The sequence below is a fragment of the Stenotrophomonas sp. AR029 genome (assembly GCF_047520695.2).
Classification (GTDB): domain Bacteria; phylum Pseudomonadota; class Gammaproteobacteria; order Xanthomonadales; family Xanthomonadaceae; genus Stenotrophomonas; species Stenotrophomonas sepilia.
The window spans coordinates 938,867-964,719 of record NZ_JAXBQQ020000002.1 but is presented as its reverse complement, the minus strand read 5'-3'; the positions used below and the strand labels follow the sequence as shown (position 1 = coordinate 964,719).

18 protein-coding genes, 2 tRNA genes and 1 other RNA gene are annotated in these 25,853 nt (G+C 67.1%); 14 read left to right on the top strand and 7 right to left on the bottom strand.

Translation table 11 applies throughout. From position 1 onward, the window contains the following. Positions 1-89: 89 nt before the first annotated feature. Both ACM0PB_RS11030 and gloB read right to left on the bottom strand, forming a co-directional pair. Positions 90-1,292, bottom strand: coding sequence for a lytic transglycosylase domain-containing protein (locus tag ACM0PB_RS11030; RefSeq protein ID WP_065185795.1), 1,203 nt, complete (start codon positions 1,290-1,292; stop codon positions 90-92). Then, the gene (gene gloB, locus ACM0PB_RS11025) at positions 1,289-2,053 is read right to left on the bottom strand and encodes a hydroxyacylglutathione hydrolase (RefSeq protein WP_065177986.1); all 765 of its coding nucleotides are present in this window, start codon (positions 2,051-2,053) and stop codon (positions 1,289-1,291) included. The genes ACM0PB_RS11030 and gloB overlap by 4 nt, the downstream gene beginning before the upstream one ends. A gap of 11 nt (positions 2,054-2,064) precedes the next feature. On the opposite strand from gloB, the gene ACM0PB_RS11020 reads away from it, so the two are divergent. From ACM0PB_RS11020 to dnaQ, 3 genes are read left to right on the top strand one after another with little or no spacing between them, the layout of a single operon-like run. Beyond that, positions 2,065-2,709: a methyltransferase domain-containing protein gene (locus ACM0PB_RS11020; protein ID WP_065185797.1), complete on the top strand. Its 645-nt coding sequence runs from the start codon at positions 2,065-2,067 to the stop codon at positions 2,707-2,709. 12 nt (positions 2,710-2,721) lie between these two features. Continuing rightward, entirely contained in the window at positions 2,722-3,174 is a 453-nt protein-coding gene (rnhA, locus tag ACM0PB_RS11015) for a ribonuclease HI (protein ID WP_005408275.1), read from the top strand. A 4-nt stretch (positions 3,175-3,178) separates the two neighbouring features. Next, positions 3,179-3,910, top strand: a complete 732-nt coding sequence (gene dnaQ / locus ACM0PB_RS11010; protein WP_005415480.1) for a DNA polymerase III subunit epsilon — start codon at positions 3,179-3,181, stop codon at positions 3,908-3,910. Between the two features lie 69 nt (positions 3,911-3,979). On the opposite strand, the gene ACM0PB_RS11005 is transcribed toward dnaQ, so the two are convergent. Beyond that, on the bottom strand, positions 3,980-4,684 hold the full coding sequence (locus ACM0PB_RS11005) for a PP2C family protein-serine/threonine phosphatase (RefSeq protein ID WP_065185798.1): 705 nt from the start codon (positions 4,682-4,684) through the stop codon (positions 3,980-3,982). A 165-nt stretch (positions 4,685-4,849) separates the two neighbouring features. Here ACM0PB_RS11005 and ACM0PB_RS11000 point away from each other — a divergent pair. Both ACM0PB_RS11000 and ACM0PB_RS10995 read left to right on the top strand, forming a co-directional pair. Continuing rightward, a tRNA-Ser gene (locus ACM0PB_RS11000) sits at positions 4,850-4,940 on the top strand. 511 nt (positions 4,941-5,451) lie between these two features. Beyond that, positions 5,452-5,856: a DUF6165 family protein gene (locus tag ACM0PB_RS10995; protein WP_005415482.1), complete on the top strand. Its 405-nt coding sequence runs from the start codon at positions 5,452-5,454 to the stop codon at positions 5,854-5,856. An 18-nt stretch (positions 5,857-5,874) separates the two neighbouring features. Here the strand turns inward: ACM0PB_RS10995 and ACM0PB_RS10990 are convergent, their stop codons facing one another. Then, positions 5,875-6,921, bottom strand: a complete 1,047-nt coding sequence (locus ACM0PB_RS10990; protein WP_005415483.1) for a glycosyltransferase family 9 protein — start codon at positions 6,919-6,921, stop codon at positions 5,875-5,877. 20 nt (positions 6,922-6,941) lie between these two features. Between ACM0PB_RS10990 and ACM0PB_RS10985 the strand changes: the two genes are divergently transcribed. Both ACM0PB_RS10985 and ACM0PB_RS10980 read left to right on the top strand, forming a co-directional pair. Beyond that, positions 6,942-7,691: a 3-deoxy-D-manno-octulosonic acid kinase gene (locus ACM0PB_RS10985; RefSeq protein WP_005415484.1), complete on the top strand. Its 750-nt coding sequence runs from the start codon at positions 6,942-6,944 to the stop codon at positions 7,689-7,691. Further along, positions 7,691-8,458 (top strand): MBL fold metallo-hydrolase, encoded by a 768-nt coding sequence (locus ACM0PB_RS10980; protein ID WP_005415485.1) that lies wholly within the window; start codon positions 7,691-7,693, stop codon positions 8,456-8,458. Before ACM0PB_RS10985 ends, ACM0PB_RS10980 begins: the two co-directional genes overlap by 1 nt. Positions 8,459-8,606: 148 nt before the next feature. On the opposite strand, the gene ffs is transcribed toward ACM0PB_RS10980, so the two are convergent. Then, positions 8,607-8,703, bottom strand: an RNA gene (ffs, locus tag ACM0PB_RS10975) — signal recognition particle sRNA small type. 300 nt (positions 8,704-9,003) lie between these two features. Here ffs and ACM0PB_RS10970 point away from each other — a divergent pair. Together ACM0PB_RS10970 and ACM0PB_RS10965 are read left to right on the top strand one after the other, a co-directional pair. Continuing rightward, positions 9,004-9,321 (top strand): DMT family transporter, encoded by a 318-nt coding sequence (locus ACM0PB_RS10970; RefSeq protein ID WP_005415486.1) that lies wholly within the window; start codon positions 9,004-9,006, stop codon positions 9,319-9,321. A gap of 358 nt (positions 9,322-9,679) precedes the next feature. Beyond that, positions 9,680-20,569: an autotransporter-associated beta strand repeat-containing protein gene (locus ACM0PB_RS10965; protein ID WP_414604491.1), complete on the top strand. Its 10,890-nt coding sequence runs from the start codon at positions 9,680-9,682 to the stop codon at positions 20,567-20,569. A gap of 57 nt (positions 20,570-20,626) precedes the next feature. Here the strand turns inward: ACM0PB_RS10965 and ACM0PB_RS10960 are convergent, their stop codons facing one another. Continuing rightward, positions 20,627-21,070, bottom strand: coding sequence for a GNAT family N-acetyltransferase (locus ACM0PB_RS10960; RefSeq protein ID WP_495495119.1), 444 nt, complete (start codon positions 21,068-21,070; stop codon positions 20,627-20,629). Positions 21,071-21,384: 314 nt separating this feature from the next. Between ACM0PB_RS10960 and ACM0PB_RS10955 the strand changes: the two genes are divergently transcribed. Beyond that, the gene (locus ACM0PB_RS10955) at positions 21,385-21,795 is read left to right on the top strand and encodes a DUF3592 domain-containing protein (RefSeq protein ID WP_269203014.1); all 411 of its coding nucleotides are present in this window, start codon (positions 21,385-21,387) and stop codon (positions 21,793-21,795) included. A gap of 332 nt (positions 21,796-22,127) precedes the next feature. Here the strand turns inward: ACM0PB_RS10955 and ACM0PB_RS10950 are convergent. Continuing rightward, positions 22,128-22,220 (bottom strand) — tRNA-Ser (locus ACM0PB_RS10950). 143 nt (positions 22,221-22,363) lie between these two features. Here ACM0PB_RS10950 and dnaX point away from each other — a divergent pair. The 4 genes from dnaX (at position 22,364) to ACM0PB_RS10930 (ending at position 25,848) form a co-directional block, all read left to right on the top strand. Continuing rightward, positions 22,364-24,412, top strand: coding sequence for a DNA polymerase III subunit gamma/tau (gene dnaX, locus ACM0PB_RS10945; protein ID WP_065197188.1), 2,049 nt, complete (start codon positions 22,364-22,366; stop codon positions 24,410-24,412). Positions 24,413-24,418: 6 nt separating this feature from the next. Further along, positions 24,419-24,739, top strand: coding sequence for a YbaB/EbfC family nucleoid-associated protein (locus ACM0PB_RS10940; protein WP_019659509.1), 321 nt, complete (start codon positions 24,419-24,421; stop codon positions 24,737-24,739). An 82-nt stretch (positions 24,740-24,821) separates the two neighbouring features. Then, positions 24,822-25,421: a recombination mediator RecR gene (gene recR / locus ACM0PB_RS10935; protein WP_005415496.1), complete on the top strand. Its 600-nt coding sequence runs from the start codon at positions 24,822-24,824 to the stop codon at positions 25,419-25,421. A 67-nt stretch (positions 25,422-25,488) separates the two neighbouring features. Further along, positions 25,489-25,848 carry a histidine triad nucleotide-binding protein gene (locus ACM0PB_RS10930; protein WP_414604489.1) on the top strand — a complete coding sequence of 120 codons (360 nt, stop codon included), beginning with the start codon at positions 25,489-25,491 and terminating at the stop codon, positions 25,846-25,848. Positions 25,849-25,853: the final 5 nt, after the last annotated feature.

Here is a 25,853-nt window from a genome sequence, read left to right as displayed (position 1 = left end):
CTGCTGGGCGCAGGCATGAAAAAAGCCGAGCGTGGGCTCGGCTCTCCAGAACAAAGGGGCGGGCAGGGCGCGGCGGTGCCGCGCCGGACTCAGTCCTCCACGCGCAGCACGGCGCCCGGCTTCAGCACGCTGCTGCCGCTCAGGCCGTTCAGCGACAGTAGCGCCTTGACCGGCATGCCATAGCGGCGGGCGATGGTCCAGGCCGATTCACCATCCCGCACGGTGTGGCGACGACTGCGCGGACGATCGGCGATCGCGGCCACGGTCTTGGCGACCTGTGGCGCTGGCGAGGCGGCGGCAACAGGTACGCTACTGGCCACCAGTGCGGTGGCGGTGTCCGCCACGGTCGCGCTGGCGGCCGAGACCGGCGCCAGCACGCGGGTGGTGCCGGACGAGACGCGCCCACCGCCCGCCAGGGCGGGGTTGAGGCGGACGATCCTGGCCGGGTCCAGGGCACGCTGTGCGGCCCACTGCTGGACGCTGGTGCCGGCGGGCAGGGTGTGGTCCTTCAGTACGGGCACGGTGCGGTCCAGCGAGGCCATGACACCTGGCTGGTCTTCCACATCTTCCAGCACGCAGGCCAGGGCATGCAGCTTCTCGACGTAGGCATGGGTGACCGGCGACAGGCCGGGCAGCGCCGAGGGCTTGGCGTTCTGCGCGTTCATGCCGGCCTTGCGCATCGATTGCAGCACGCGGTACTCGCCGGCGTTGTAGGCCATGGTGGCCAGGCGCCAGTCGCCGCCGAACATGCCGTGCAGGGTCTTCAGGTAGCGCACTGCGGCCTGGGTGGAATCGACCGCCGACAGGCGCCCGTCGTAGCCGTTGGCCATGGGCACGCGGTGATTGCGCGCAGTGGTGGCGATGAACTGCCACAGGCCGGTCGGGCCGCTGCCATTGCGTGCATTGGGCCGGTAACCGCTTTCCACGAACGGAATCAGCGCGAACTCGGTAGGCAGGTTGGCCTTGCGCAGCTCTTCGACCACATAGCCGAACAGCACCAGTGCATCGTCATCCTGGTTGGCCAGGCGCGACGGGGCGTGGGCGAACTGCTTCTGCCAGCGCGGGCTGGTGGCCTCGGCATTGCAGGTGGGCTCGGCCAGGCCGTCGCGGAAGCTGGAGAAGATCTCCTGGCCGTTGCGGACCGACGCGGCCGGCAACGCGGCCGGATCCAGCGGCAGGGCCGCGGCGGCGGTCAGGTTCTGGCCGATGCCAGCGCCCAGCGACTGGGCGCCGGCGGTTCCGGCCAGCCCCAGGACCAGGCCCAGGGCCAGCGGCAGACTTCGGCGCATCATGCGCGGAAGCCGTCTTTCCAGTGCCGGAGACCGGCCATCACGTCGACGTCGTCAACGACGTCACGGCCCAGGTGCGCCGACACCGACGCGCGGATCGGCGCAGTGTGCACACGCAGGAACGGATTGCAGTCGAATTCGCTGGCCAGGGTTACCGGCAGGGTGGAACGGTCATCGCGGCGCATGGCCAAAGCCTCCTCTTGGCGCTGCCGCAAGGCAGCGTTGGCGGGGTCGACATGCCGCGCGAAGACGGCATTTGACACGGTGTACTCATGAGCGCAACAAAGCAGCAGTTGCGCGGGCAAGGTACCCAGCTTGCGCATCGATGCCAGCAGCTGGGACGGCGTACCTTCGAACAGGCGTCCACAGCCCAGGCTGAACAACGAATCTCCGCTGAAAAGATGTTCAGCAGTGTGAAACGCGATGTGGCTGCGGGTATGCCCGGGCACGGATAGTACGTGGAACGCCTGACCCAGTGCCTGAACGCGTTCACCTTCGCCGACCCGTTCGGTTGCCGTGGGGATGCGCTCCTCGACGGGTGCGATCACCCGGACTCCAGGAAAACGTGCCTGCAGCACCGGCACGCCACCGATGTGGTCATCGTGATGATGGGTGAGCAGGATCGTGTCCACGCGCAGGCCCTGATCGGCGAGCGCAAGCACCGGCGCGGCATCGCCGGGATCGACGACCACGGCGTTACCGTCGTCGTCGATCAAGGTCCAGATGTAGTTGTCCGCAAATGCGGGCAGGGCAGTCAGTCGCATAGAATTGGACCATGCCCGCGCTGCAGAGCACCCGTCAAGCGAGCCAGACCCCGTGGTTCGACAGCGAACCGGCGGAAGCCCTGCGCGTTCTGGAGCGGCAACTGCTGCTGCCGCAGTTGTCGTTGCTGCCGGTGCAGCCCTGGCTGTGGATCGCGCCGAGTGCCGCATGGCTGGACGATGCGCAGCTTGGCGGGCGCGGCCTGCGCCTGTACCGGCAGGGGCACGGCTATGCCGGCGACACCCGCTGTGCGTTGCCGCTGCCGCTGGCCAATGAAAGCGTCAATGCGGTCGTGTTGCAGCATGTCACCGCAGCTGACGCTGATCGGTTGCTCGATGAGTGCGAGCGCGTGCTGATGCCGGGCGGCCATCTGTGGCTGAGCAGCCTCAACCCGTTCAGCCCTTACCGCACGCACTGGCGCCAGCACGGGCTGGTGGTGCGCACGCCGCAGCGGATCCGCCTGCTGCTCGGCCGCCACGGGCTGGAGTGCGACGATATGCGTTTCCTCGGCCCGCTCTGGCGCGGCGCCGGCAGCCGTCGCCCGGGCGGTTGGTCGCCACTTCGCGCGGCCTGCCTGTTCCATGCTGAAAAACGAACGCTGGCCCTGCCCGGGCCGAAACCGTTGCCGGTGCGTTGGCACGGCACCGTTGCTACCTGATCTGGAGTTGTATTGAAAACCATTGAAATCCACACCGACGGCTCCTGCCTTGGCAATCCTGGCCCCGGCGGCTGGGCTGCACTGCTGCGCTACAAGGGCCACGAGCGTGAACTGAGCGGCGGCGAAGCGCACACCACCAACAACCGGATGGAGCTGATGGCGGCCATTTCCGGCCTGGAAACGCTGACCGAGCCGTGCAACATCGTGCTCTATACCGATTCGCAGTACGTGCGGCAGGGCCTGACCCAATGGATGCCCGGCTGGATCCGCAAGAACTGGAAGACCGCCGGCGGCGACCCGGTGAAGAACCGCGAGCTGTGGGAGCGCCTGCATGCGGCGACGCTGCGGCACCAGATCGATTGGCGCTGGGTGAAGGGCCACTCCGGTGACCCGGACAACGAGCGGGTGGATACCCTGGCGCGCAACGCGGCCATCCAGATCCGTGACGCCAGCCCGGTAAACTGAGTCCATGCGCCAGATCATCCTCGATACCGAAACCACCGGCCTGGAATGGAAGAAGGGCAACCGCATCGTTGAAATCGGCTGCGTGGAGCTGTTCAAGCGCCGCCCGACCGGCAACAACTACCACCAGTACATCAAGCCGGACTGCGAATTCGAACAGGGCGCGCAGGAAGTCACCGGCCTGACCCTGGAGTTCCTGGCTGACAAGCCGGACTTCGCGCAGATCGCCGATGAGTTCCTGGCTTTCATCGATGGCGCGGAGCTGATCATCCACAACGCGGCGTTCGACCTGGGCTTCCTCGACAACGAGCTGTCGTTGCTGGGCCCGCAGTATGGAAAGATCACCGATCGCTGCACGGTGATCGATACCCTGGTGATGGCGCGCGAGCGCTTCCCGGGCCAGCGTAATTCGCTGGATGCGCTGTGCAAGCGCCTGGGCGTGGACAATTCGCACCGTGCGCTGCATGGCGGCCTGCTCGACGCGCAGATCCTGGGCGACGTCTATATCGCGCTGACCTCGGGCCAGGAAGAGATCGGCTTCGGCATGGGCGACGATGACGGTGGTGGCGCCGGTGCCGCGCTGCAGGCCTTCGATACCAGCAAACTGCTGCCGCGCCCACGCGTGGTGGCCACCCCGTCTGAACTGGAAGCGCACAGCGCGCGTCTGGAACGACTGCGCAAGAAGGCCGGCTACGCCTTGTGGGATGGCCCGAAGGTGGAAGAGCCCGCCAGCGCGTAATGCCTGGCATGGGGTACTGCCGGACGCTGGCCGGCAGTGCCGTATCCACGCATGGCGTGGATCTGCCGCTTAATGGCAGCGCACCAGGATCACGCTGATGTTGTCGCGGCCACCGCCGTCGAGCGCGGCCGCGACCAGCGTGTCCACGCATTCCTGCGCGCTGGCATCGTCGAAGGCGAGGGTGCGGGCGATGCTGCGGTCGTCCACTTCCTCGGTCAGGCCGTCACTGCACAGCAGCAGCTGCATGCCCGGGCGCAGCTCACCGCTGGTGGTGGCCACGTTCAGATGCGCCGGGTCGGTCACGCCCAGCGCCTGGGTGACCACGTTGCGATGTGGATGCGCACGCGCCTGTTCGGCCGTCAGGTTGCCCTGCGCGACCAGTTCCTGCACCACGCTGTGGTCCTGGCTGAGCTGGGCCAGCTGGCCGTCACGCCACAGATAGGCGCGGCTGTCACCGACCCATGCCACTTCATAGCGAGTGCCCTGCACGCGTGCGGCGACCACGGTGGTGCCCATCGGCAGGGTGTCGTTGCGCCGGCGCGAGGCGCGGATGATCTCTTCGTCAGCGGTGCGGATGGCCTGGGCCAGCGGCGCGCCACGGCGGATCTCGCGCACGATGGTTTCGCGCGCCAGCGCGCTGGCCACCTCGCCGCAGGCGTGGCCACCCATGCCATCGGCCACCAGCCACAGGGCCAGCTCGCTGTCACCGTAGTAGGTGTCTTCGTTGAGCTCGCGGCGCAGGCCGGGGTGAGTGAGGTGTCCGAATTCGATCATGGGGTGCGGGGGCGGGGTATTGCTGGGGAGACAGGCATCATCGGGGGGCTGCAGGCATCCGGCAAGGCATGCACTCAGGAAATTTTCACTTCGTTGACCGGAATGACTTGTCGCCGGCCTCACTTCCTCGTATGATGCGCGTCCCCGGTCCGCCGGGGACCACCCGGAGAGGTGGCAGAGTGGTTGAATGTACCTGACTCGAAATCAGGCAGGCGTTTATAGCGCCTCGGGGGTTCGAATCCCCCCCTCTCCGCCAGATAAAGAAAAAGGGCTGCCGAAAGGCGGCCCTTTTTCTTTATCTGGCGCGGGACGCGACGCGCTTTGCGCGTCGCCCCAAACGTTGCCGTGCAACGTTCGGGCCCCTCCCTTTGCCGGCCTCTCCCCGCCCCTGTCGGGGCAGCCCCTCAACAGAGGGGCTTGTTTCTCCAGATGCATCCGTAGATCCACGTCATGCGTGGATGGACAGCGCGAGTTGCGCTGTAGTGACCATGTCCTGATCTGGCGCGGGACGCGACGCGCTTTGCGCGTCTCCCCAAACGTTGCCGTGCAACGTTCGGGCCCCTCCCTTTGCCGGCCTCTCCCCGCCCCTGTCGGGGCAGCCCCTCAACAGAGGGGCTTGTTCCAGCAGATGCATCAGTAAATCCACGCCATGGGTGGATGCACTTGCTGCAGGGCTGGACCATCCACGCGCGGCGTGGCTCTACCTGAACTGTCCCATCGCCAGTCGCGGGTTAAACTGCACACATCACTTGCTGGAGCTTTCCCCGATGACCGCTGAAATCCTCGTCCCCGTTTCTTTCGGCGAGCTGCTGGACAAGATCTCGATCCTGCAGATCAAGTCCGAGCGCATCAGCGACGAGGGCAAGCTGGCCAATGTGCGCAGGGAGCTGTCGGCGCTGGAGCAGACCTGGATGGCACACCCGGCTGCGGTGAAGGACATCGCCAAGCTGCGTGCCGAGCTGAAGGCGGTCAACGAGCAGCTGTGGGACATCGAGGACGACATCCGCCTGAAGGAGAAGGCGCAGGCGTTCGACCAGGGCTTCATCGACCTGGCGCGCAGTGTCTACCTGCGCAACGACGAGCGCGCGCGCATCAAGAAGGCGATCAACCTGGCGCTGGGTTCGGCGTACGTGGAAGAGAAGTCCTATCAGGATTACGCGCAGCGCACGTGATCCCGGGCAGTCCGCCGCTCACCCCAGATGGTCGGCGACGTAGCGTTCGAAGGCGGCGATACCGTCTTCGACGGTAATCAGTTCCATTACATCGTCGAACTCGATCTTGGTGCCCCACTTCAGATCGGTGGCCTGCTTGGCCAGGTACTTGCGCGCTGCGTCGTCGTAGCGGTCCACGCAGTAGCGGCGGTCCGAGTACGGGCCGCTGCGGTCCGGATTGCTGGCCGCATGCAGCCCCAGTACTTTGGTGCCCATTGCGTTGGCGATGTGCATCGGGCCCGAGTCCGGGGTCATCACCAGATTGGCGCGGGCCAGCAGGGCAGGCAGCTGCTTCAACGTGTCCTTGCCGACCAGGTCCAATGCAGGCGTCTGCAGCTGCGCCTGGATCGCATCGGCCATGTGGCGCTCCAGTTCGCTGCGGCCACCGCACAGCACCACCCGCCAGCCGCGCTGGACGGCATGGTTGGCCACCGCGGCGTAGCGGTCGGCGTACCAGTTGCGGCGCACGTGGCTGGAACAGGGCGAGATCATCAGCACCGGGCGGCCATCGTCCTGCCACTGCGCGGCGGCCCACTCGAAGGCGGACGGCGGCACGGCCAGATCCCAGCTGACTTCGGTCTGGCGCAGGCCCAGCGGCTCGCAGAAGCTGCCGATGGCATCCAGCACGTGGATGCCGGGGCGATCGGGAATACGCTCGTTGATGAAGAGCCCGTGCAGGTCCTTGGAGCGGCTGCGGTCGTATCCGATGCGGCGCTCGGCCGGAATGAAGGCCGACAGCAGGTTGGCGCGGAACGCGACCTGCATCTGCAACAGCGCTTCAAAGCGCCCCGGTGGCAGGTGCCTGCGCAGTTCCTTGACCCCGGCCATGCCGCTCTTCTTGTCGTAGGCATGGAAGGTGACGCCGGGCAGCCCGTCGAGCAGCTTGTGGCCGGCTTTGTCGATGATCCAGTGGATCGGCGTGTCCGGGCGTGCGGCCTGCAGGGTGCGCACCAGGGGCACCACGTGGGTGACATCGCCAAGTGCGGACAGGCGCAGGAGGCACAAGGAGGAGGACGCTGATGCCATGTGTTGTTAGACTCAATGAAATGGTCGCATTCGACGCCAATGAAGCGCTGACGCCATGCCGCGAGGGTCGCGGCATCGGGGCCATTCTGTTCGACCGCGAGCGGCTGCGGCAAGCCGATATTGGCCTGTTCTCGCCCCAGCACTGGGGCAGCAAGGCCCGCCCGGTGGGCGAGGGCGGCCGCGGCAGCGCCTGGTTCGTCGATGCGCCGTTCGGTGCCAGCGTGCTGCGCCACTACCTGCGCGGCGGCATGGCGGCCCGGATCAGCCACGACCAGTACCTCTGGCGCGGCTCGGACCGGACCCGCAGCTTCGCCGAATTCCGCCTGATGCGCGCGCTGCGCGAGAAGAAGCTGCCAGTGCCACGGCCGATCGCCGCGTTCTACATGCGTGAAGGCCTGCGCTACCGGGCGGCGATCCTGATGGAACGGATCGAGGACGTGCGCTCGCTGGCCGACCGCGCACTGGTTGCGGGCCGGGGCGCGCCCTGGGAAGAGACCGGGCGGCTGATCGCCCGTTTCCACCGTGCCGGCCTGGACCATGCCGACCTCAACGCGCACAACATCCTGTTCGATGGCAGTGGCCATGGCTGGCTGATCGATTTCGACCGTGGGGTGATCCGCATCCCGGCCACCGGCTGGCGCGAACGCAACCTCAAGCGGTTGCTGCGTTCGCTGGTCAAGCTGCGCGGCGAGCGCAGCGTGGAAGATGTGCAGAAGGACTACGCACGGCTGCGCCGTGCCTATGACATGGCGTGGAACCGGGGCACCTGATGGACTGGTCGTTGCGTTTCCTCGGCGTCGGCAATGCGTCGGCGGTCGAGCTGGGATCGCCGATGTCGGTGATCGAGCGCGGTGGTCGCCCGTGGCTGACCATCGATTGCGGCGGTGAAGGCCTCACCGCGTTCAAGGCGCACTACGGGCACATGCCGCAGGCGCTGTTCGTCACCCATGTGCACCTGGACCATGTGGCCGGCTTCGAGCGCCTGTTCGTGGACACTTTCTTCAATGCGCACCGGCGCGGCAAGGTGCGCCTGTACGTGCCTGCCACGGTGGTGCCGCTGCTGCACAAGCGCATTGCTGACTATCCGAACGTGTTGGCCGAGGGCGGTGCGAACTTCTGGGATGCCTTCCACCTGATCGTGGTGGGCGAGGCGTTCTGGCATGAGGGGATGCGCCTGGAGGTGTTTCCGGTGCGCCATCACTGGCCGGAGACGGCCTATGGCCTGCGCCTGCAGGGCGCGCTGACCTGGAGCGGCGATACCCGGCCGATTCCGGAGATGCTGGCGCGCTACGCCAACGACAACGAGCTGATCGCCCACGACTGCGGCCTGCATGGCAACCCGTCACACACGGGCGTGGACGACCTGGAGCGTGAGTACAGCATCGAACTGCAGGCGCGGATGATGCTCTACCACTACGCCAGCGTGGCCGATGGCCAAGCGCTGGCCGTGCGCGGGCACCGCGTGGCGCAGCCGGGGCAGTGCGTGCCGCTGGCCGACCCGACCGCGCCGCACGTACTGGTGCAGGATCCGCCGTGAGCAGGACCGGCCAGCCCGCTGATACGGCGCGGGCTGCCGAACTGGAGGCGCTGGAGCGAGCGCTGCAGTAGCGATGGGCCATGCCCGGCGAGGGGCGCCAACCAGGGTTGGCAGCTGCCAGGGCCGGGTGTCGCCAGAAAAGGCGATGGCCCCGCCGGCTGACCTCGGCGCCCGCGTCGATCGATACCGTTGCTGCCTTCCGGCCCTGGCGGGGTTTTCGACCTAGCGTCGCGAGGGGCCGACGGGGCCACCATAGAGACGTTGGCCGCCCCGAGGGCGGCCAGTTCACGGATCAGGGGAAGCAGCGCGCGATGCGCCGGAGACCACAGCCGGACCGCACATCGGCTAGCCGATGGCAGGCGCTCATTCTAGCGCAGGCGGGTGCGTCGATGCCAGCTTCACGCACTGAATCGGCTGTAACCCGTTCCCGGCCACGGCGGCCGGGCGTGGCTCCCGTTGCTAGAATGCCGGCCAGGAGGAACGACCTCCCCCACATCGGGAATCAAAGACCAGGACGGCCTGGCCCTACCAAGAGGAGGGCCGTCATGGCCTGGATCTATCTATTGTTTGCCGGCCTGCTGGAAATCGTCTGGGCCGTGTCCATGAAGCAGTCCGAAGGCTTCACCCGTCTCACCCCCACCGTGGTCACCATCATCGGCATGATCGCCAGCTTCTGGCTGTTGGCGGTGGCCATGCGCAGCCTGCCGCTGGGCACCGCCTATACGATCTGGACCGGCATCGGCGCGGTCGGCGCGTTCGTGGTCGGCATCGTGTTCCTGGGGGAGCAGGTCAGCCCGATGCGGATCGGTGCAGCGGTGCTGATTGTTTCCGGCCTGGTGCTGATGAAACTCTCCAGCAGCTGAATTTATTTACTCATGGCGGGGAATGGATTCTCCGCCACATGCAGCGATATGCATTTTCGGCAAAACCATTCTGGCTGCCTCTTTTATTTGACGTGCGTCATGAAAATAACGCGCGCGATTCACATGCCGCTGGCACGGCCGGTCGCACAGTGCCGCCATTCGTCGGGCGAAATCGGGGAGTTTTCGTCCTGGTGGACACGCTGACGTACCTGTCCCGGGGTGCGATCACGTGAAGATGTGAAGATTTTCAGGAGTTAATGCCTTCAGGCCTTGTTCCCGTATCGGGAGCAGGGGTGGACCGCATTGTCTCGAAAAACCTGCCAGCTGTGCCATCCGGTCTTTTCATGGAGATTTGCCGATGAACCGCATTTACCGTCTGGTTTTCAATCGCGCCCTTGGGGTAATGCAGGTTGCTTCGGAGGTCACCCGGAATCCCGGCGGAAGCGCGGTCGGCGCAGGGCGGGTGCCGCGATTGCGGGCGCACCAGCTGGCGGCGGCACTGGCCGCCACACTGGCCAGCGGATCGGCATTCGCGGCGTGTACGGGCACCACGACCGTAAACTGCGACAGCACCACCAACATCAACAACTACTCCAACGCGACCAGCGGCCTCACGCTGAACATTGCCGCGGGTGCGTTGCTGCGTACGCCGCCGTTCGTAGGTGGAGGCAACGCAGCAACGCTGACCGGCGACAACGTGACGGTCAACAACAATGGCACGATCGATCCGAGCTCGATCGTCCTTGCCTCGCCCGGCCTGGTCATCGGCAATGGTTCTGCCAACAACAGCGCGATCGTCGTCAACAACAACGCCAGCGGACAGATCAAGGGTGTCGTCAATATCGCAACGCTGCTGGGCTTCGGTGGACAGGCGCTGGTGGCGCAGAATGTCAACGGCACCACCACCATCAACAACGCCGGCCTGATCAGCACGTCGTTGATCGGCACAGGCAGCGTTTCCGACGCGACCACGGTGGTGGCCTACGGTGGTGCGGCAGCCAATGTGACCAACACCGGCACCATCGACGGGCGTGTTGGCCTGGGCGCTTCTGGCGGTAATACGTTCCTCAATGCGGGGGCGGTCAGTGGCAGCGTTCACCTGGGTGATTCAACCGGCGGCAACACCTTCACCGCAGTGTCGGGTTCCAGCGTTGTGACCGGTGGCGGCAGCGCTGTTGCCGGCGTGATTACCGGTGTTACCGGGGTGAAGGTTGCGGCTGCGGGATCGGTCGACGCCGGTACCGGCAGTGGTGCGGCCAACAACACGCTGGTGTTGCAGAACGTCGTCAGCGGTCCGGGGGCCGGCACCGGCGGAGCGGTGACCACACTGGGCTGGAACCAGTACCTCAACTTCCAGAGGCTCACCGTCAACAGCGGTACCTGGAACCTGCAGGGCGCATGGGGCGGATCCGGCCCGACGACGCTCAATGATGGCCTGGTCAATTTCAACAACGCCGGTTCATTCGGCACAGGGCTGTTCACGGCCAACGGCGGTGCCATCGCCTCCTCCACGGCCGGTCTGAATCTGACCAATGCGTTCAACCTCGGCGGCAATCTGTCCCTGGCCGGGACCAATGCGTTCGGCCTGAATGGCGTGCTTTCAGGCGCAGGCGGGCTGACGGTCAGCAACACCGGCATCGTTACTCTCGGCGGCGCAAACCTGTTCTCCGGTGGCGTCAACCTCAATGCCGGCGGCCTGCTGCTGGGCAATGCCGGTGCACTCGGCAGCGGCAACCTGACCGTCGGTGGCAGCGCCTCGCTGGATACGACGGCGGGCTTCACCCTGGGCAACAACCTGGTGGTCAATGGCGGGGGCTCGCTGAACCTGCTGGGCAGCAATGCGCTGACATTGAGTGGCTCGATATCCGGTGCCGGCAACGTGACCAAGAACGATGCCGGCACGCTGACCTTGAACGGTGCCAATTCGCTGAGCGGCAGCTTCAACCTGGCCGGGGGCGCCTTGGCGCTGGGCGCGGGCGGCAGCCTGTCGCCCACCGGTGCGATCTCGCTGGACATTGGCACCAGCCTGGATCTTTCGGCGGCGGCCAACCAGACCATCGGCTCGCTGGCCGGCCTCGGCGGTTCGGTCAACCTCGGCAGCCACACCCTGACCCTGGGCGGGCTGGGCAATACCAGCTACAGCGGCACGTTCGCCGCAGGCACCGGCGGCCTGATCAAGCTCGGCACCGGTGTGCAGACCCTGTCGGGCGTCAACAGCCTCACGGGCGGTGTTGCGCTCAACGCCGGTGGCTTGTTGCTGGGCAATGCCGCCGCGCTGGGCAGCGGTACGCTCTCTGTCGGCGGCAACACTACCTTCGACGGCACCACGGCGCTGGCGCTGACCAATGCTGTCAGCCTCGGATCGGGTGCCAGCCTGAATCTGCTTGGCGGGCAGGCGCTGACGTTCAACGGGGTGATCAGCGGCGCGGGTGGCCTGATCAAGGATGGTGCATCGTCACTGACCCTCAACGGCGCCAATACATTCGGCGGCGGTCTGGCGCTCAACGCCGGCAGCCTGGTGCTGGGCAACGGCGGTGCACTGGGAACCGGCGCACTGAACGTCGGCGGCGCGGTATCGCTCGACGCCAGCACCGGACTCACCGTGGGCAATGGCATCACACTGGGCGCCGGTGGTTCGCTCAATGTGCTGGGCTCGAACGCGTTGACGCTGGGGGGTGTCATTGGCGGGAGCGGCAGCCTGGTCAAGAACGGCGCTGCCACGCTGACGTTGGGCGGCGCGAACACGTTCACGGGTGGGCTGGCAGTAAATGCCGGAACGGTGGCATTGGCCAGTGGTGGCAGCCTGGCGGCGACCGGCGCGGTCAGCCTGGCCGGCGCTGGCAGCGCACTGGATATCGCGCTGGGTGGCAACCAGACCATCGGTGCATTGTCCGGTGTGGCGGGCAGCACCCTGGCGCTGGGCAGCAGCACGCTCACCTTCGGTGATGCCACCAACCAGACCTTCGCCGGCGTGATCGGCGGCACCGGTGGGCTGATCAAGCAGGGTACCGGCGTGCAGACGCTGACCGGTGCCAATACCTTCAGCGGTGGGGTGAATCTTGCGGCCGGTGGCCTGGTGCTGGGCAACGCCGGTGCGCTGGGAAGCGGTGCGCTGACGGTCAGTGGCAACGGCTCGCTGGACGCCACTGCGGCGCTGAACCTGGGCAATGCGATCAACCTCGGCGCGGCCCTGACCCTGCCGGGCAGCCAGGACCTGACCCTGGGCGGCAACATCACTGGCACCGGCAGCCTGGTCAAGAATGGCGCGTCGACACTGACCTTGAACGGCACCAACACTTTCAGCGGTGGACTGAACGCAGACGCCGGCAGCCTGCTGCTGGGCAACAGCGGCGCGCTCGGTACTGGAGTACTGGGCATCGGCGGCAACGTCACGCTCGATGGCAGCGCCCCGTTGAGCCTGACCAACAATGTTGACCTGGGCGCGGGTGCGGCGCTGTCGTTGCCGGGCTCGCAGGCGATCACGCTGGGTGGCGTGGTGTCCGGTACCGGCAGGCTGGTGAAGAACGGTGCCAGCACGTTGACCCTCAACGGCGCCAACAGCTTCGGTGGTGGGCTCACCGTCAACGGCGGCGGCGTGTTCCTGGGGAACGCCGGCGCACTGGGCACCGGTGCACTGTCGGTGGGCGCCACTGCCACGCTGGACAGTTCAGCAGCGCTGAACCTCGCCAACAACGTCAACCTCGGGGCAGGCGCGGCGCTGGATCTGCTGGGCAGCCAGGACGTGTCACTGGGCGGTCTCATCAGTGGCACTGGCAGCCTGGTCAAGAATGGTACGGCCACGCTGGCGTTGAATGGACCCAACACCTTCAGCGGGGGGGTCGGCCTCAACGCGGGCCTGCTGCAGCTGGGCAATGCGCAGGCCCTGGGTACCGGCCAGCTGGACGTGGGCGGTAACGCTTCGCTGGATGCAACGTCTGCACTCACCGTAGGCAACCTCATCGGCCTGGCCGCCGGTGCGAATCTGTCCGTGCTGGGCGGCAATGACCTGACGCTCACCGGTCCGGTATTCGGTGCCGGTGGGCTGATCAAGGACGGCGCGGCCCGCCTCACCCTGTCCGGCGCCAACCTCTACACCGGTGGCACCACCATCAACGCCGGCACGCTGGCGCTGGGGGCGGGCGGCAGTCTTGCCGCGGCCGGCGCGGTGGATCTTGCGGGTGCCGGTGCGACGCTGGACATCTCCGCAGCCGGTGCGGCGCAGACCATCGGCGCGCTGAACGGCGTGGCAGGCAGCCAGCTGGTGCTGGGCGCGCAGTCGTTGACCTTTGGCGGCGCCAGCAGTGGCAGCTTTGCCGGCGTGATCGATGGTACCGGCGGTCTGATCAAGACAGGCGCGGGCGTACAGACGCTGTCCGGTGCCAATACTTTCAGTGGTGGCCTTGCACTCAACGACGGTGGCCTGATTCTCGGCAACGCCAGCGCACTCGGTACCGGTGCACTGGGCATTGGTGGCACGACCACGCTGGACAGCACCGTGGCGCTGAACCTGGCCAACGCAGTGAACTTCGGTGCCGGTACGCAGCTGACGCTGGGTGGCAGCAACGATCTCACCCTCGGTGGTGTGGTGGCCGGCAATGGCAGCCTGATCAAGAACGGTGCGGGCCTGCTGACCCTCAACAACACCAATACCTTCAGTGGCGGCCTGACCTTGAACGGCGGTGGCCTGGTGGTCGGTGCGAATGATGCGCTCGGTACCGGCGCGCTGGCGGTGAATGCCAGCACCACGCTGGACACGGGCGCGGCAGTGACACTCGGCAATGCGGTCACGCTGGGCTCGGGCGTCGTACTGACGTTGCCGGGCAGCAATGCGCTGACGCTGTCGGGCGTGGTCGGCGGCAATGGCAGCCTGGTCAAGAATGGTGCCACCACGCTGACGCTGTCCGGTGCCAACACCTACAGCGGCGGTACCACCATCAATGCCGGCACGCTGGCGCTGGGCGCGGGCGGCAGCCTTGCTGCAGCGGGTGATGTCACGTTGGGTGCAGGCGCTGGCTTTGATATTTCCGGTGCCGGCAGCAGCCAGACCATCGGCGCGCTCAACGGTGCGGGTGGCAGCACCCTGGCGCTGGGCGGCAATTCGCTCACCTTCGGTACGGCCGGCAACGCCGCGTTCGATGGCGTGATCAGTGGCGGCGGCGGTCTGATCAAGGCAGGCCCGGGCGTACAGACGCTGTCCGGTGCCAACACGTTTGGCGGCGGCGTAACGCTCAACGCGGGCGGACTGGTGCTTGGCAATGATGCAGCGTTGGGCACCGGCGCATTGACTGTTGGTGGTGCCGCCACGCTGGATACCACCGGCCTGGCAACGTTGGCCAACAACATCGCGCTCAACGCCGGGCTGACCGTGCTCGGGACCAATGCACTGACGCTCAACGGCGTCCTGTCCGGGGCCGGCAGCCTCACCAAGAATGGCAGCGCGACGCTGACCTTGAACGGCGCCAACACCTATACCGGTGGCACCAACATCAACGCCGGCACGCTGGCGCTGGGCGCCGGTGCCAGCCTGGCGGCGAGCGGTACCGTGAACCTCGCCACCGGTGCCACGCTGGACCTGTCTGCCGGCAGCGGCACGCAGCAGTTCGGCACCCTGGTCGGCAATGGTACGGTGAACCTCGGCGCCAATTCGATCGAGGTCGGTGGCGCCACCAATGGCACCTTCAGTGGCTCGATCGCAGGCACGGGTGCCCTGACCAAGGTCGGTGCGGGCATCGAGACGCTCACCGGTGCCAACACCTACACCGGCGGCACCTTCATCAATGCCGGCACGCTGGCGATTGGTCCGGGCGGCAGCCTGGCCGCGACCGGCGCGGTGACGCTGAGCGCTGCAGGCACCGGCTTCGATATCTCCACCGCAGGGGCCGGCCAGACCATCGGGTCGTTGAACGGCGTGGCCGGCTCGACGGTGAGCCTGGGGGCACAGACGCTGACACTCGGTGGCGTGGGCAACAGCCTCTTCGATGGCGCGATTTCCGGCACCGGTGGCCTGGTCAAGAATGGCGCCGGCATCCTCACGCTGGGTGGCGCCAATCTGTTCAGTGGTGGCGTTGCACTGAACGGCGGTGGCCTGGTGGTCGGCAACAACGCTGCGCTCGGCAGCGGTGCGTTGACGGTCGGAAGCAACGCGACGCTGGATGCAACGACCGGCGTCAGCCTTGCCAACAACATCGGGCTGGCAGCGGGTGCCAGCCTCGATCTGCTCGGCAGCCAGGCGCTGACACTGGGGGGCGTGATTTCCGGCACGGGCGGGCTGATCAAGGACGGTGCGTCCACCGTAACCCTGAGCGGTGCCAACACCTACACCGGGGGGACCACCATCAACAGCGGCACACTGGCAATCGGTGCCGGTGGCAGCCTCGCCGCAACCGGCGCGGTGAACCTGGCCGGTGCGGGCACGCTCGACATCTCCGCGGGTAACCAGGCCATCGGTTCGCTGGCCGGCGTGGCGGGCAGCACGGTGGCGCTGGGTGGCAGCACGCTGACCCTGGGCGGCACCGTGGACAGCACCTTCAGCGGTGTGATCGGCGGCAGTGGCGGCCTGATCAAGAACGGTGCGGGCGTGCAGACGCTCAATGGTGCCAACACCTTCAGCGGTGGCGTGGCGCTCAACGCCGGTGGCCTGGTGGTCGGCAACAATGCTGCGCTGGGCACCGGTACGGTGACGGTCGGAGGCGCTGCGACGCTCGATTCGAACACTGCGGTCATCCTCGGCAACAACTTCATCCTCAACAACGCGTTGACCGTCCTGGGCAGCAACAACCTCACCCTCAACGGCAACCTGAGTGGTACCGGCAGCCTGACCAAGGAGGGTGCCGCGACGCTGACCTTGAACGGCACCAACACCTACACCGGCGGCACCAACATCAACGCTGGTACGCTGGCACTGGGTGCGGGCGCGAGCCTGCACGCCAGTGGCATCGTCAACCTGGCCTCGGGGGCGACCTTCGATCTGTCGGCAGGCAGCGGCACGCAGCAGTTCGGCACCCTGATCGGCAACGGCACGGTGAATCTGGGCGCCAACACGCTGACGATCGGAGACGCCACCAATGGCACGTTCAGTGGCTCGGTGGCCGGCTCCGGTGGGCTGATCAAGGAAGGCTCCGGTACCCAGACGTTGACCGGCACCAACACCTTCACCGGTGGCACCACCATCAATGCCGGCACGCTGGCGATCGGCGCCGGTGGCAGCCTCGCTGCGACGGGTGCGGTGAACCTGGCCAACGCCGGTACCACCTTCGACATCAGTGCGGGGGGCGCGCAGGCGATCGGTTCGCTGGCAGGCGTGGCAGGCTCTTCAGTGGCGTTGGGTGGCAGCACGCTGACCCTCAATGGCGTGGGCAATACCACTTTCGCCGGCACCATCGGAGGTGCAGGGGGGCTGGTAAAGAACGGCGCAGGCATCCAGGGCTTGACTGGCGTCAACGTCTTCACGGGCGGCGTGACCCTCAATGCCGGTGGCCTGCTACTGGGCAACGACGGTTCGCTGGGAACCGGTGCGCTGACCGTAGGCGGCAACGCCAGCCTGGATGGCACCAGCGTGTTGACGCTGGCCAACACCGTGCAGCTGGCCAGCGGCACGCTGACTCTGGGCGGCAGCAACGCACTGACCTTGAACGGCCCGATCAGCGGCGCTGGCGGCCTGCTGAAGGATGGCGCGGCGACGGTCACCCTCGGCGGTGCGAGTACCTATACCGGTGCCACCACCATCAACAGTGGCACGCTGGCGGTGGCGGCCGGTGGCAGCCTGTCCGGTGCCAGCACGGTCAACCTGGCCGGTGCCGGTACGCTGGATATCAGTGCCGGTGGCAGCCAGAGCATCGGAGGCCTCGCTGGCGTGACCGGTTCCAGCGTGGTGCTGGGCGGTGCAACCCTGACTACCGGCGGCAACAACGCCAGCACCACGTTCGCCGGCGTGCTCAGTGGCACCGGCGGCCTGGTGCAGAGCGGTACCGGCACGCTGACCCTGAGCGGCGACAACACCTATACCGGAGGCACCACCATCAACGGTGGCAGTACGCTGCAGATCGGCAACGGCGGCAGCACCGGTTCGGTGCTGGGCGACATCACCAACAACGGCAGCCTGGTCTACAACCTGGGTACGACGGCCACCGTGGGCGCGGTGGTCAGCGGCAGTGGCAGCCTGACCCAGGCCGGCAGCGGCACGCTGGTGCTGACCGGCAACAACACCTACACCGGCGGTACCACCATCAATGCCGGTGGCACATTGCAGATCGGCAACGGCGGTGCGGCCGGCGCGATCGTCGGCGACATCACCAACAACGGTGCGCTGGTATCCAACGTGGCCGGCAACACCACGCTCGGTGGCACCATCAGCGGCAGTGGCGGCCTGACCCAGGCCGGCAGCGGCACGCTGACCCTGACCGGCAACAACACCTATACCGGCGGCACCACCATCAATGCCGGTGGCACGTTGCAGGTGGGCAATGGCGGTGCGACCGGCGCGATCACCGGCAACGTTGCCAACAACGGCAGCCTGGTGTTCGACGTTGCGGGCAACACCACGGTCGGCGGTGCGATCAGCGGCAGTGGTGGCCTGACCCAGGCCGGTAGCGGTGTGCTGACCCTGGTGGGCAACAATACCTACACCGGCGGGACCACCATCAATACCGGCGGCACGCTGCAGGTGGGCAACGGCGGCGCGACCGGCGCCATCGCTGGCGACATCACCAACAATGGCGCGTTGATTTCCAACGTGGCCGGCAACACCGCGCTGGGCGGCACCATCAGTGGCAGCGGCGGCCTGACCCAGGCGGGCAGCGGTACGCTGCTGCTGACCGGGACCAACACCTATACCGGCGGCACGACCATCAACGCCGGCAGTACGCTGCAGCTGGGCAATGGCGGGGCAACGGGCTCAATCGTCGGTGATGTCACCAACAACGGCACGCTGGTGTCCAACCTGGCGGGCGATACCACGCTGGGCGGCACCATCAGCGGCAGTGGCGGCCTGACCCAGGCCGGCAGCGGTACGCTGACCTTGACCGGCAACAACACCTATACCGGCCCGACCACCATCAACACGGGTGGCACGCTGCAGGTGGGTAATGGCGGCGCCACCGGTGCGATCGGCGGCAGCGTCACCAATAACGGCAGCCTGGTGTTCAACGTGGGCGGCAACACCACCGTCGGCGGCGCCATCAGCGGCAGCGGTGGCCTGACCCAGGCGGGCACCGGTACCGTGATCCTGGCCGGCAACAACACCTACACCGGCGGCACCACCATCAACACCGGCGGCACGCTGCAGGTCGGCGATGGTGGCGCCAGCGGTGCGATCACCGGCAACGTTGCCAACAACGGCAGCCTCGTGTTCAACGTCGGCGGCAACACCACGGTGGGCGGCACCATCAGCGGCAGTGGCGGCCTGACCCAGGCCGGCACCGGCACCCTCACGCTGACCGGCAACAACACCTACACCGGGGGTACCACCATCAATGCCGGCGGCACCGTGCAGGTCGGCAATGGTGGAGCCAGCGGCGCGATCACCGGCAACATCACCAACAACGGTGGCCTGGTCATCAATACCGGTGGCACCACCACGCTTGGCGGCAGCATCACCGGCGGTGGCAGCATCGTGCAGGCCGGCCCGGGCACGCTGAATCTGGGCGGCAACAGTGGTGGCTTCAGCGGCACCGGCCAGGTCACCGGCGGCGGCCTGAATGTCACCGGCAACATCGGCGGACAGTGGACCATCGGCAGCGGCACGACCCTGTCCGGCACCGGCACCATCGGGGGTACCGGCGGTGGCGTGACGGTGTCCAGCGGCGGCGTGCTGTCGCCGGGCAATGGCGCGGGCAATGGCGGTGGTGCAGGCAACGGCACCGGCACGATCACGGTGGGCGGCAATCTGAACCTGTCACCGGGCAGCACGCTGGGCATCGACCTGGGCGCCACCGGCAGCGACACGGTGCAGGTGGGCGGCAGCGCGAATGTGGGCGGCAGCACCGTGCGGGTGAATACCATTTCGCCGAGCACCAGCTACCAGCAGGGCCAGCAGTACACGGTGGTCAATGCGGGCGGTGGCGTGAGTGGGCAGTTCGCCTCGGCAACCTCGCCGTCGGCCTTCCTGACCATCACCCCGGTCTACACCGCCAACACGGCCAACCTGCAGATCGACGTGGCACAGACCGCAGCGTTCACCACCGTGGCCAACACGCGCAACCAGTACAACACCGCCGCGGCGCTGGACAGCCTGCCGCAGAGTGGCGCGGCCCTGGGCCTGTACAACACGGTGCTGATGTATGACGCCGGCACTGCGCGCAGCGCATTCGAACAGCTCTCCGGTGAAGTGCACGCGGCCAGCCGCGCGGTGCTGCTGTACGACAACTACCTGGAAGAAGGCATCCGCCAGCGACTCGGCAGCGAGTTGCCGACCGTGCGTGGCGAGCGCGCTTCGGCCTGGCTGGCCGGCAGTGGCAAGGTGTTCAGGCAGGATGGTGACGGCAATGGCGATGAGATCCGCGCCAATCGCAATGCGCTGATGGCCGGTGTCGACTGGCAGCTGGGCGAGCATGTGGTGCTGGGTGCAGCGGCCGGCAACGAACGGCTGGATACGCGGCTGTATGATCGCAGCTCGCGGGCCCGCCTGCGTGGCAACACGTTCGGCCTGTATGCACAGGGACAGTGGAACAACGGCTTTGCGGTGGGTGGCAGCGTGTCGCGCGGTGACTACCGCACGCGCGCCACGCGTGAAGTGCCGTTGTTGGGCCAGACCCTGTACAGCCGCCAGGATTCCGATGTGACCATCGCCCAGGTGGAAGGCAGCTGGACATGGACCCACGGCAGGACCCAGCTGCAGCCCTATGTGCAGTTCACCAAGCACTGGGTCGACAGCGATCGTGCGGTGGAGCAGGGCGGCAGCGCGGCACTGGTGCTGGAAGGCGGCAAGGACACGCTCAATGTCAGCACCGTGGGCGTGCGTGGGCGCTGGGACGTGGGCAGCGGCGAGCGCTTCCCGGCGCAGCTGACGGTCGGCCTGGGTTGGCAGCATGCGTCGGGGGATACCGATGTGGCCAGCCGCAACCGCTTTGCGGTCGGTGGCGATGCATTCGATGTCTACAGCGCGGTGATGGCACGCAATGCCCTGGTCAGCCAGGTGGGCGTGGCGGTCGGCCTCGGCCGCAACAGCCAGCTGTCGATGTTCGTACAGGGCCAGCATGGCGATGGCCGCCGCGATGTGGGTGGGCAGATCAACCTGCGCGTCGGGTTCTGAGCAGGGGATGCCTGCGGTAGATCCACGCCCTTCGTGGATGGCACCGGGGCGGGAGCGCTAGAGCTCCCGCTCCATCTCAACGGCGTCGATCCCGGCGCCATGCCCATCGGGCACGATGCGCGTCACCTGGAAACCCAGGCCGGCATAGAAGCCCTGGGTGTGCTGGCTGGTGCTGAGCGCGATGCGGTCGATCGACGGATCGCTTTCAGCCTGGTGCAGGCGCGCGAGTGCCAGTTCGCGGCCCAGTCCCTGGCGGTGCAGCACGCGCTGCACCATGCCCCAGCAGAAGCCGGCGCTGCCGTCGCTACGGCGCGAGAGGCCGCCACAGGCGACGACGTTTCCATCGCGCTCGATCACCTGGAATGCACAGTCCGTGGCCTGTTCGCGCAGGAAGCATTCAAAGTCGCTGCGCTCTTCGGGCGCGAAGTAGGTGGGTACGTTGCTGTCGAAAATCGACAGGCAGGCGCTGGCATCGGCGGGGCGGTAGAGGCGGAGATTCATGGGAAATGCCATGGAGTTGCCCGGCTGCATTTCAACCGTCCAGACGTTGGGAGGGGGCGAAACGTTCAAGGGTACATGGAGCGATGCCAATCCCTTTACAGGTGACGTCTCCCCACTCGAATGAGCGTGCGGAATGCAGGCGCCTGTACCAGGCGGGTGCGTCGGTGGCGGGCAATGGCGAGGCGCATCCGGTGGCGATGGCGTGCAGTGGGGCGCAGTGGCTTCTGGGCTATGCTTTCCACACGTGGGACTGACCGCGCGGCAGGATCCGCCGGCCGCATTCGTCTTCCCGCCTGCAACGGAGCTGCCCAGCGATGCCCGACCCTTCTTTTTTCCGGACTGCCCAGCTCATGCGCGGTCTGCTGTTTGGCGTGGTGGGTCTGTTGATCCTTGCTGTGGCCGCCTTCGAGGTGACACATCGTCTTGAGTTCCTGGCGGTCGCGCAGGCCGTTGATGGCCAGGTCGAGCGCCTGAACGCCGGCGGATCGCATCCGCAGGTCGCGTTCACCACCGCGACCGGCCAACGCGTCTCGTATCCGCAGGGCGGCATGATCTTCGGCTATGAGACTGGGCAGCCGGTACGCGTGCTGTACGACCCGGCGCAACCGCGGCTGGATCCGGTCCTGGACACGTTCGGTGCGCTGTGGGGAATGGCGGTCGTGTGGGTGCTGCTGGGGCTGGCGTTCGTCGGCGCCTGCGTGCGGGGACTGCTCCGGCGCAGATGACCTGCGGCGGATCGCGCGCCGTCGGCGGGCGGGCCGTTGGACCGGCCACGACGGCAGGCCCTGTTCAGTCCGGTAGTACCTGCGACGATTCCCGCCAGCCAAACAAAAAAGCCGCCCACTGGGCGGCTTCTTCATTTATCTGGCGGAGAGAGGGGGATTGTCGGGTGCATCCCTGCACCCGATCCCGATGCGCGTTGCGCCCCGGGACCAGCCTGCGGCTGTCCGGTTCTGCTCCTGCAGAACCGTCGAACCCCGGCGGGGCTTCTCACCACCCATCCCATCCGCCAGACAAACGCAAAGGGCCACCCTGTGGGCGGCCCTTTGCGTTTGTCTGGCGGAGAGAGGGGGATTCGAACCCCCGAAGCGCGGTTTAGACGCTTACACACTTTCCAGGCGTGCTCCTTCAACCACTCGGACACCTCTCCGGATCCTGCCATCGGCAAACGCCTCAGCAGGGGCGCAGATTCTAGCGGGCGGCGCGGCCGGACACAAGCACCCCGGCCAGGCAACACATACGGGGTCGATGTTGGCGAAGGGGCTGGACAGGCATGGCACAATGGAACTTCCGATGGAAAACGGTGGCCTGATGTCCTATCTCGTCCTTGCCCGCAAGTGGCGTCCGAAGCGTTTTGCCGAGCTGGTGGGCCAGGAACACGTGGTCCGTGCGCTCAGCAATGCGTTGGACAGCGGCCGTGTCCACCACGCGTTCCTGTTCACCGGTACCCGTGGCGTGGGCAAGACCACCATCGCGCGCATCTTCGCCAAGTCGCTCAACTGCGAGCAGGGCACCAGTGCCGACCCGTGCGGCCAGTGCGCCGCCTGCCTGGACATCGACGCCGGTCGCTACATCGACCTGCTGGAAATCGACGCCGCGTCCAACACCGGCGTGGACGACGTGCGCGAGGTGATCGAGAACGCGCAGTACATGCCTTCGCGCGGCAAATACAAGGTCTACCTGATCGACGAAGTGCACATGCTGTCCAAGGCGGCGTTCAACGCACTGCTGAAGACGCTGGAAGAGCCGCCGGAGCACGTGAAGTTCCTGCTGGCCACCACCGACCCGCAGAAGCTGCCGGTCACCGTGCTCAGCCGCTGCCTGCAGTTCAATCTCAAGCGCCTGGACGAAGACCAGATCCAGGGCCAGATGACCCGCATCCTGGCGGCGGAAGAGATCGAGGCCGACGGCAGCGCCATCGTGCAGTTGGCCAAGGCCGCTGACGGCAGCCTGCGTGACGGCCTGTCACTGCTGGACCAGGCGATCGCCTATGCCGGCGGCGCGCTGCGCGAGGATGTGGTGCGCACCATGCTGGGCACTGTGGATCGCACCCAGGTGGCGGCGATGCTCGATGCGCTGGCCGAGGGCGATGGCCCGCGCCTGCTGCAGGTGGTGGCCGCGTTGGCCGAATTCTCGCCGGACTGGAGTGGCGTGCTGGAAGCGCTCGCCGAAGGCCTGCACCGCATCCAGGTGCAGCAGCTGGTGCCGGGTGCCGCCGTCGCGGAAGGCCTGGATGTCGCATCATTCGCCGAGCGCCTGCGCCCGGAAGTGGTGCAGCTCTGGTACCAGATGGCCCTGAATGGTCGACGCGACCTGCCGTTGGCGCCGAGCCCGCGCGCCGGCTTTGAAATGGCGGTGCTGCGCATGCTGGCGTTCCGCCCGGCCGCAGCGGTACCGCCGGTGCCGAAGGCCGTCGACGGTGCGGTGGGAGGCACGCCGGGTGGCAACGCTGCCGGTGGTGGCGCCCATGCCGGAAGCCATGAAGCGACGCCGGCTGCTGCCGTCGCTTCGGCCAGCCCGGCCGTGGCGGCGCAGGTGGCCGCTCCGGCGGCTGCACCGCGCGAACCTGAACCCGAACCCGAGCCGGCCCCGCAACCGGAGCCGGATCCGACGCCTGAACCCGAGCCGGTTCCGGTGGAAGAGCCCGTGTCACCGCCGCCGGTGAAGGCCGAGGCGCTGGCGCCTGCCATCGCTGCAGAGGCAAGCGATGACCTGCCGCCGTGGGCCACCGACGAAGCCGAGGCGCGGGATGGGGCTCTGGCGGCCGAGATGGCCGGCCCGGATGCCGCCATGGTCGCGCCCTGGCATGAACCGCCGGCTCCCGCCGCGGATCCAGGCGAGCCTGCGCCGCCGGAGCGTTCGTTCCGCGCCGAAGGTATTGCCATTGCGCCGGCCGAACCGGCTCCGGCGCGTGAGGCCGCACCGCAGGAAGGTGTCAGCGAGCTGGCCACTGCCGAAGACTGGCTGGACCTGGTCGCCAACAGCGGTCTCAGCGGCCCCTCGCGGCAGCTGGCTGCCAACGCCGCCTTCATCAGCTGCCAGCACGGGACCTTGAAACTGGGCCTTTCGCCCGGATTTGAGTACCTGCGCTCGGAGCGCGCGCTGGCTGCCCTGGGCGAGATGCTGGAGAAGGCCCTGGGCCAGGCGCCGAAGATCGTGGTCGAGACCGTGGAAACCGAACACGTTCCGGCCGAGACCCTGCATCAGCGTGCCGACCGCCAGCGTGGCGAGCGGCAGCAGGTGGCAGAGGCCGTTTTCATGGACGACCCGGAAGTGCAGGTGCTGATCCAACAGCACGGTGCCCGGGTTGTTTCCGATTCCATCCGTTCTTTTGACGAGTAAGACACTATGCGCGGCAATATCGCCCAACTGATGCAGCAGGCCCAGAAGATGCAGGAAAACCTGCAGAAGGCCCAGGAAGAAATCGCCAGGATCGAAGTGACCGGCAGTGCCGGCGGCGGCATGGTCAGCGTGACCCTGACCGGCGCCAAGGAATGCCGCAAGGTGCGCATCGACCCGTCGCTGACCAGCGACCCGGAGATGCTGGAAGACCTGATCGCCGCCGCCTTCAACGATGCCTCGAACAAGATCGATGCCGAGTCGAAGTCGAAGATGGGTTCGGCCACCGCCGGCATGCAGCTGCCGCCGGGCATGAAGCTGCCGTTCTGATTGCCAGCGTGGCATCCGTGCAAGCGGGTGCCACAGAATCTGTAGCCGTCGAGCTCGCTCGGCGCCATCAAAGCATGCCGCCGTGTCCGCACCCCTGCTTGAACAATTGATCGACGCACTGCGGGTGCTGCCTGGCGTAGGCCAGAAGACGGCGCAGCGCATGGCCTACCACCTGCTCGAGCGCGAGCGCGAAGGCGGCCAGCGCCTGGCCGAAACGCTGGCCTTGGCGGTGGAGCGTATCGGCCACTGCGCGCAGTGCCGCGACTTCAGCGAAACCGAGCTGTGCCCGACCTGTGCCAACAGCAGCCGCGAGCGCAGCCAGCTGTGCGTGGTCGAATCGCCGGCCGATCGTCTCGCGATCGAGAACGCGACGGGTTTTCGCGGTGTCTACTTCGTGCTGCAGGGCCGGCTGTCGCCGCTTGATGGCGTCGGCCCGCGCGAGCTGGGCCTGGAGCAGCTGGAGCAGCGGCTGGCCGAAGGTGAGGTACAGGAGCTGATCATCGCCACCAGTGCCACCGTCGAAGGCGAAGCCACCGCGCATTACCTTGCGCAGCTGGCGCGCGCGCGCAAGGTGCAGCCCAGCCGGCTGGCACAGGGCCTGCCGCTTGGCGGCGAGCTTGAATACGTTGACCGCGGCACGCTGTCGCACGCGTTCGGGACGCGCAGCGAATTCCGTGATTGAGCACCACCCGGGCATCGCCCGGCGCGGCCGGCCTACAATGCGGAAGACACTCCCGCCGAGGCCGACCATGAGCAACGAAACCCTCTTCAGCAAGATCATCCGTCGCGAGATCCCGGCCACCATCGTCTATGAGGACGACGAGGTGCTGGGCTTCAAGGACATCGCACCGCAGGCGCCGGTGCACGTACTGTTCATTCCGAAGAACGAGATCATCCCGACCCTGGACGACCTGCAGCCGTCGCAGGCGCACCTGGTCGGCAAGCTGGCCCTGGCCGCTGCCGAATACGCGCGCCGCGAGGGTTTCGGGCAGGACGGCTACCGCATCGTGATGAACTGCCGCGAGCACGCCGGGCAGACCGTGTTCCACATCCACATGCACCTGCTGGCCGGCGCGCCGCTGGGGCATTTCGGTACGCCGGGGCGTTGAAGCCC